Raw genomic sequence first — 5,480 nt, 5'->3', positions numbered from 1 at the left:
CTGTCCATCGGCCTCCTCGGCAACGCCGCCGACCTGCTGCCGCGCCTGCTCGCCGAGGGTGCGCCCATCGACATCGTGACCGACCAGACCTCGGCGCACGACCCGCTGGCCTACCTCCCGAGCGGTGTCGACTTCGCCGACATGGCCTCGTACGCGGCCGAGAAGCCCGCCGACTTCACCCTGCGCGCCCGGGAGTCGATGGCGCGTCAGGTGGAGGCGATGGTCGGCTTCCAGGACGCGGGCGCGGAGGTCTTCGACTACGGCAACTCCATCCGGGGCGAGGCCCGGCTCGCCGGGTACGACCGGGCGTTCGACTTCCCCGGCTTCGTACCGGCGTATATCCGGCCGCTGTTCTGCGAGGGGCGCGGGCCGTTCCGCTGGGCGGCCCTGTCGGGCGAGGCGTCGGACATCGCGAAGACCGACCGCGCGCTGCTCGAACTGTTCCCCGAGAACGAGTCCCTCCACCGCTGGATCAGGATGGCGGGCGAACGCGTCCACTTCCAGGGCCTGCCCGCCCGTATCTGCTGGCTCGGCTACGGCGAGCGCGACCGCGCGGGCGAGCGGTTCAACGACATGGTCGCGAGCGGCGAACTGGCCGCGCCGCTGGCGATCGGCCGCGACCATCTGGACTGCGGCTCGGTGGCGTCCCCGTACCGCGAGACGGAGGCCATGCTCGACGGCTCGGACGCCATCGCCGACTGGCCGCTGCTGAACGCCATGGTGAACGTGGCATCCGGCGCGTCCTGGGTCTCCATCCACCACGGCGGCGGCGTGGGCATGGGCCGCTCCATCCATGCGGGTCAGGTGACCGTCGCCGACGGCACCGAACTGGCCGGGGAGAAGATCCGCCGGGTGCTCACCAACGACCCCGGAATGGGCGTCATCCGCCATGTCGACGCGGGCTACGACACCGCCGAGTCCGTCGCCGCCGGGCTCGGGGTCCGCATCCCGATGCGGGAGGGCGAGTGACCGCCCGCCGCCCGGCCGTGCCGTCCGGGCGAACCGGGACCCCGGCCGGGTTCACGGACATGTGGGCCGAGCTGGCGCGGATCGGCCGCGATCCCCGGACGAAGGGCTACCGCCGCCACGCGTGGACGGCGGCGGACACCGACTGCCGGACCTGGTTCCGGGAGCAGGCCGAGGCACGCGGGCTCACCCTGGAGACCGACCGCAACGGCAATCAGTGGGCCTGGCTCGGCGACCCCACCCGGGGGGACGCCGTGGTGACCGGCTCCCATCTGGACTCGGTGCCCGACGGGGGCGCGTTCGACGGACCCCTCGGCGTCGTCTCCTCCTTCGCGGCCCTGGACGAACTGCGCCGCAGGGAAGCGGAGTTCACCCGGCCCCTCGCGGTGGTGAACTTCGGCGACGAGGAAGGCGCGCGCTTCGGGCTCGCCTGCGTCGGCTCGCGGCTCACCGCCGGACAGCTCACCCGGCGGCAGGCGTACGCGCTCCAGGACGCCGACGGCATCACGCTCCCCCAGGCCATGGAGGCCGCGGGCCATGACCCCGACGTCATCGGGCCCGACCCCGAACGGCTGGCGCGGATCGGCGCGTTCGTGGAACTGCACGTCGAGCAGGGGCGCGCACTCGATCTGACCGGCGACGCCATCGGGATCGCGTCCGCCATCTGGCCCCACGGCCGCTGGCGGTTCGACTTCCACGGCGAGGCCAACCACGCGGGCACCACCCGGCTCACCGACCGCCGCGACCCGATGCTCAGCTACGCCGAGACCGTCATCGCCGCCCGCCGCGAGGCGGAACTCGCGGGCGCGGTCGCCACCTTCGGCAAGGTCTCCGTCGAACCGAACGGCGTCAACGCCATCCCATCGCTGGTACGCGGCTGGCTCGACTCGCGCGCCGCCGACCAGGGCACCCTGGACACCGTCGTCGCCGCGATCGAACGGGCCGCCGGGGAGCGCGCCCGCCGGGACGGCGTGGATCTGACGGTCGTACGGGAGTCCTTCACCCCGGTCGTCGAGTTCGCGCACACTCTGCGGGACGAGCTGAACCGCATCCTCGGCGGCCGGGTCCCGGTGCTGGGCACGGGGGCGGGACACGACGCGGGAATCCTCTCCGCCGCCGTACCGACCGCCATGCTGTTCGTACGGAACCCCACGGGCGTCTCGCACTCCCCGGCCGAGTTCGCGGCCGAGGACGACTGTGTCGCGGGGGTCCTCGCGCTCGCCGACGTACTGGAGGGTCTCGCGTGCCCCTGACACCACAGTCACCACCGTCGCCACCGACTCCACCGTCACTGCCGTCACCGCCGTCACGACCGGCGCCGGGCACGCCGCCGGCGGCCGTCTACTGGGCCGAGCACGCCTGGCTCGGCGCCCATGTCGAACCGGATGTGGTGCTGGAGGTGCGCGACAGCCGGATCGGGGCCGTACGCCGGGGGGCCGACCGGCCGCCCCCCGGCGCGGAGGTGCTGCGCGGCCTGACCATTCCCGGCCTGGCCAACAGCCACAGCCACGCCTTCCACCGGGCGCTGCGCGGGACCGTACAGGTCGGCTCCGGCACCTTCTGGACCTGGCGCGAGGTGATGTACCAGGTCGCGTCCCGGCTCACCCCGGACTCGTACCACGCCCTCGCGCGCGCCGCCTACGCGGAGATGGCCCTCGCGGGCATCACGGCGGTGGGGGAGTTCCACTACCTCCACCACGGGCCGGGCGGCGTCCCGTACGCCGAACCCAACGCCATGGGCGAAGCCATGATCGCGGCGGCGGCTGACGCGGGCATCCGGATCACCCTCCTCGACACGGCCTATCTGCGCGGCGGCCTCACCCGCGACGGGCACCGGCCCCTCGAAGGCCCGCAGCTCCGGTTCGGCGACGGCTCGGCGGACGGCTGGTACGAGCGCTGGTCGCTGCTCAAGGCCCGTGACCACGCCCGGATCGGTGCGGCGATCCACTCGGTACGGGCGTTCTCCGAGCCGGACGGCTACACCGCGTTCGCGGCCCGCACCGAGGGCGCTCCCGTGCATATCCATCTCTCGGAGCAGCCCGCCGAGAACGAGGCGTGCCTCGCCTTCTACGGCTGCACCCCGACCCGGCTCCTGGACCGCACCGGCTTCTGGAAGCCGACGGTGACCGCCGTGCACGCCACCCATCTCACGGACGACGACATCCGCGTCCTGGGCGGCGCGGGCGCCGGTACCTGTATGTGCCCGACGACCGAACGGGACCTGGCTGACGGCATCGGCCCCGCCGCCGCCCTCCAGCGGGCGGGTTCGCCGCTCTCCCTCGGCAGCGACAGCCACGCGGTGATCGATCTGCTGGAGGAGGCACGGGCCCTGGAACTGGACGAACGCCTGCGCACCCGCACCCGCGGCCACTGGACGGCCGGGGCCCTGCTGCGCGCCGCCACCTCCGACGGCCACGCGGCCCTCGGCTGGCCCGAAGCGGGCCGGCTGGAGGCGGGCGCCCTCGCCGACTTCACCACGGTCGCCCTGGACTCGGTCCGCACCGCAGGGCCGCTGCCCCGGCTGGCGGCCGAGACCGTGCTCTTCGCCGGGTCGGCGGCGGATGTCACGGACGTCGTGGTCGGCGGCCGTCGCGTGGTGCGCGCCGGCGCGCACTGTCTGATCCCGGATGTGCCGTCCGCGCTCACCTCGGCGATCGCCGCCCTCCGCTCATGATCCCGCGTACCGGGCACGCGCTCGCCCGGACCGAGGCCCTAACCTTCCTGGAGGACCGAGAGCACATTGCCCGCCGGGTCGGTGAACCAGGCGATGAGCGGGCCGCCGCCCCGGAAGATGCCCCGCTCGTCGGTCTCGAAGCCTTCGTAGCGCAGAAACTCCACGCCCCGCTCGGTCAGCCCGTCGACGGCCTGTTCGATGTCGGACACCGGGAAGTTGAGAATGGTGTACGTCGCCGGGGTGTGGTCGGGCTTCGGGTACACCAGGGTGTCCCGGTCGCCCGCGAGATGCAGTATCAGCATGCCGTTGTCCTCGGACACCCGCAGCCCGAGGGTCTCTCCGTAGAACTTGCTCGCGGCCGGGATGTCATCCACCGCGAAGCCGCTGAACGCCTTTGCCTTACCGAGCATGTCGATTCGCCGCCCGTCTCTCATTCTCCGAGTGTGGCTTTCTCCGTACACAGGGGTGACCGGGCGACGGCCGGGAACTCATCGCCGACCGCCCGGGCCGCGCCCTGCCGGCCGTACGACCACCCCGTACGGCACCGCCGGAACGGCAGGACATTCCCGTGGAGAGGAACGAACCCATGAGCACCACTCTCATCACCAACCTCAGCACCCTGGTCACCAACGACCCCGCCCTCGGCGATCACACCCCCCTCGGCCTGCTCCATGACGCCGCCGTCGTCCTCGACGGGGAGAAGGTCGGCTGGGTGGGCCGGGCCCAGGACGCGCCCGACGCCGACACCGTGCATGACGCTGGCGGCCGGGCCGCCGTGCCCGGGTTCGTCGACTCGCACTCCCATCTGCTCTTCGGCGGGGACCGGACCGAGGAGTTCAATGCCCGGATGTCCGGCCGCGCGTACGAGGCGGGCGGTATCCGTACGACCGTCGCCGCCACCCGCGCGGCCACGGACGCGGCGCTGGAGGCGAATCTCCTGCGGTATCTGGACGAGGCGCTCCGGCAGGGCACGACCACCTTCGAGACCAAGTCGGGATACGGGCTGACCACCCACGACGAGGCCCGCGCCCTGAGGATCGCCGCCCGGCACACCGAGGAGGTCACCTACCTCGGCGCGCATATCGTGCCGCCCGACTTCGCGGACGATCCGGCCGGATACGTCGGCCTGGTCACCGGGGAGATGCTCGACGCCTGCGCCCCGTACGCCCGCTGGGTCGATGTGTTCTGCGAGAAGGGGGCGTTCGACGGGGACCAGGCGCGCGCCGTCCTCACCGCGGGCCTGGCGAAGGGCCTGATCCCGCGCGTGCACGCCAACCAGCTCGGTCACGGGCCCGGGGTGCGGCTCGCCGTCGAGGTGGGCGCGGCCAGCGCGGACCACTGCACGCATCTGACCGGCCGGGACGTCGACGCCCTCGCGAGCGGGAGCACGGTGGCGACCCTGCTGCCCGGCGCGGAGTTCTCCACCCGCGCCCAGTGGCCCGACGCCCGGCGGCTGCTGGACGCGGGGGTGACCGTGGCGCTGTCCACGGACTGCAACCCCGGGTCGTCGTTCACCTCGTCGATGCCGTTCTGTATCGCGCTGGCCGTACGGGACATGGGAATGACCCCGGACGAGGCGCTGTGGGCGGCCACGGCGGGCGGCGCGGCGGCCCTGCGGCGCGACGACATCGGGCGGCTGTCACCCGGCGCCCGCGCGGATCTCGCGCTGCTCGACGCGCCCAGCCATGTCCATCTCGCCTACCGCCCCGGCGTCCCGCTGATCACCGATGTCTGGCGTCAGGGGCGCAAGGGCCGGTAGGCGGGGGCACGCGGTCACAGGCGCGGTCACAGGCGCGGTCACGGGCGCAAGTGCCGGTGGTCGCCGGTGGTCAGGGGGGCG

Annotated in this window: 5 protein-coding genes; 4 read left to right on the top strand and 1 reads right to left on the bottom strand. The window is 73.2% G+C overall.

Annotated features, from left to right (window positions below):
• The 3 genes from hutU to ACWF94_RS32080 form a co-directional block, all read left to right on the top strand.
• Positions 1-969, top strand: a 969-nt coding sequence (gene hutU, locus ACWF94_RS32090; protein WP_453496501.1) for a urocanate hydratase, incomplete at its 5' end; no start/stop codon positions are given.
• 59 nt (positions 970-1,028) lie between these two features.
• On the top strand, positions 1,029-2,219 hold the full coding sequence (locus ACWF94_RS32085) for an allantoate amidohydrolase (RefSeq protein ID WP_453496510.1): 1,191 nt from the start codon (positions 1,029-1,031) through the stop codon (positions 2,217-2,219).
• A gap of 38 nt (positions 2,220-2,257) precedes the next feature.
• Positions 2,258-3,640, top strand: a complete 1,383-nt coding sequence (locus ACWF94_RS32080; RefSeq protein WP_453496507.1) for a formimidoylglutamate deiminase — start codon at positions 2,258-2,260, stop codon at positions 3,638-3,640.
• Between the two features lie 38 nt (positions 3,641-3,678).
• Here ACWF94_RS32080 and ACWF94_RS32075 read toward each other — a convergent pair whose 3' ends face one another.
• Complete coding sequence (locus ACWF94_RS32075; protein ID WP_453496504.1) at positions 3,679-4,050, bottom strand: VOC family protein; 372 nt, start codon at positions 4,048-4,050, stop codon at positions 3,679-3,681.
• 176 nt (positions 4,051-4,226) lie between these two features.
• Here ACWF94_RS32075 and hutI point away from each other — a divergent pair, with 176 nt between their 5' ends.
• A complete protein-coding gene (hutI, locus tag ACWF94_RS32070; RefSeq protein WP_453496498.1) occupies positions 4,227-5,399 on the top strand; it encodes an imidazolonepropionase in 1,173 nt (390 codons plus the stop codon).
• Positions 5,400-5,480: the final 81 nt, after the last annotated feature.

The organism is Streptomyces sp. NPDC055078, from assembly GCF_053607985.1.
This window is presented reverse-complemented; position numbering and strand designations above follow the sequence as displayed.

Bases quoted from the DNA above. Each gene is read 5' to 3' on its own strand.
- ACWF94_RS32085 (WP_453496510.1), top strand. From the start codon at position 1,029: ATGTGGGCCGAGCTGGCGCGGATCGGCCGCGATCCCCGGACGAAGGGC.
- ACWF94_RS32075 (WP_453496504.1), bottom strand. From the start codon at position 4,050: ATGCTCGGTAAGGCAAAGGCGTTCAGCGGCTTCGCGGTGGATGACATC.
- hutI (WP_453496498.1), top strand. From the start codon at position 4,227: ATGAGCACCACTCTCATCACCAACCTCAGCACCCTGGTCACCAACGAC.